The following is a 1713-nucleotide window of genomic DNA, read 5'->3' as shown; positions in this document are numbered from 1 at the left end:
GTAACAGACGGGGACGCGAGATCTTCCCCTCGCGACGCGCTGGGACACCCTGAGCTCCGCGGTCGCATCAGCAACCCATGGCGCGCCCGTGCAGGAAGGGCCCCGGCTATGCTCGTCTGAATCAGGCTGCCCGAGGGACCGGCATGCGAAATCCAGAAGACATGCAGAACCTTTGCGTGCACAAGATGCCCGCGCTGTCGTGCAGCCAGTGCAGGGCCCAGGAGACGTGCGGCCCGCATCGGATGCCGAAGGCGTCGTGCGTCCAGTGCGCTCAGCAGAACACCGCGGCCGTGTTCAAGCCGACGGCGGTCCCCTCCGGTGGGGCGTCCAGGTCCTCGGAGATCGTCGACCTTGAGAAGGCCAAGAGCACGATCATGGACCTGCTCTACCGCAGTGAGCACGGGATGGTCCCCCTTCAGGACAAATACACCGACGAGCACACCCTGAAGGCCTTCGGGCTGACGAAGGTGATGTTCGACAAAGCCTTCAGTGTCCTGAGGTCCAAGCGCCTGGTGAGGCCGGACAAGGATGGCCTGCACCTGAGCACCGAAGAGGAGAAGAAGTGGAAGGAGGCCAAGGCGAAAGGAGAGCCCTACCCACCCCTTGCGTCCACTGCGACGGCACCGAAGCGGGTCGCGGACACCAACGAGCACAAGCTCACGATCTTCACGCGCTTCAACGCGGTGATGGAGTTCCTGCACATCCCGGTCTTCCTCACGGGAGGCGCGGTCGCGAACATCGTGTTCAACAGCCCCCGGCAGCTCAAGGACCTGGACTACCGGACCACCCACTTCGAACAAACGTTCGACCACCTGGAAAAGGAGGTCGAACGCATCAACACCGAACTCCGAAGGCAATTTCCCGGCGTCACCCTCAAGCCGCTGGCCATTGATGCCCAGAACAAGAATGTGCTCAACGGCGTGATTGACGGCTGTGAAGTCACCCTCGCGCGCATCCTCAACAAAGAGGACCTGCGCACCTACACCATCCAGCGCAACCTCATCTCGGGGAAGGACCTCATCCTCGACAAGGCGACCACGTTCATCTTCCGGACGGATGACGTGAAGAGGGCCACGGACCTCTTCGACCTGCTCTGGAGCATGCGTCACCTGCCCATGGATGCCGACACGCTCCAGCGCACCCTTGAGACAGAACGGAGCGGCAACTATGCGAAGCGTGTGCTGAGCCAGAGAACCGCCCACGGAGAAAAGGCCGGGTACTACTCGGAATCGCTCAGCACGCAGTTCGCCATCTGCCTGGGGCAGCTGCTGGCGCGCAGCATGTCCTCCGTGATGAAGCTCCTCACCGCGCACGTGGGCCATGGCGACATGGTGAAGCAGCTGAAGACGGATCTCAGCAACCTGGCCAGGAGCTTTGGCGTGCCCTTCGTGGAGCAGGCCCGGGGCTGCAAGCCGCTGCTGATCATCCAGGCCGGCAATATGACGGGGGACATGTTTGGCGTGAGCGCCGCCCTCGGGCTCAACCCGCTGGCGCACGTGCTGCTCATCTCCGACAAGAGCAGCCGAGACAAGACACCGCAGCTGCTGGCCTTCTACCTTGAAAGCCTTCCCAAGGAGGACGCGGCCCGGGTCCATGTGCTCTTCGCTGAGACGACGCAGGAGCAGGACAAGGACATCTCCAGCCTCTACAGCACCTACGCAGGACGCCAGAAGAAGGCGCTGCCCTACCCGTTGGTCCAGCCCCCCCTCCCAC

The 1713-nt window shown here is 63.0% G+C and carries 1 protein-coding gene; it reads left to right on the top strand.

Translation table 11 applies throughout. The features are described from left to right. Positions 1-161: 161 nt before the first annotated feature. The coding region (locus tag D7V93_RS42645) for a nucleotidyl transferase AbiEii/AbiGii toxin family protein (RefSeq protein ID WP_147451667.1) at positions 162-1713 on the top strand (1552 nt) is incomplete at its 3' end.

It is taken from the genome of Corallococcus llansteffanensis, assembly GCF_003612055.1.
GTDB classification, from domain to species: domain Bacteria; phylum Myxococcota; class Myxococcia; order Myxococcales; family Myxococcaceae; genus Corallococcus; species Corallococcus llansteffanensis.
Note: the sequence above shows the minus strand (reverse complement) of the source record. Positions and strands in the feature narration are given on the sequence as shown.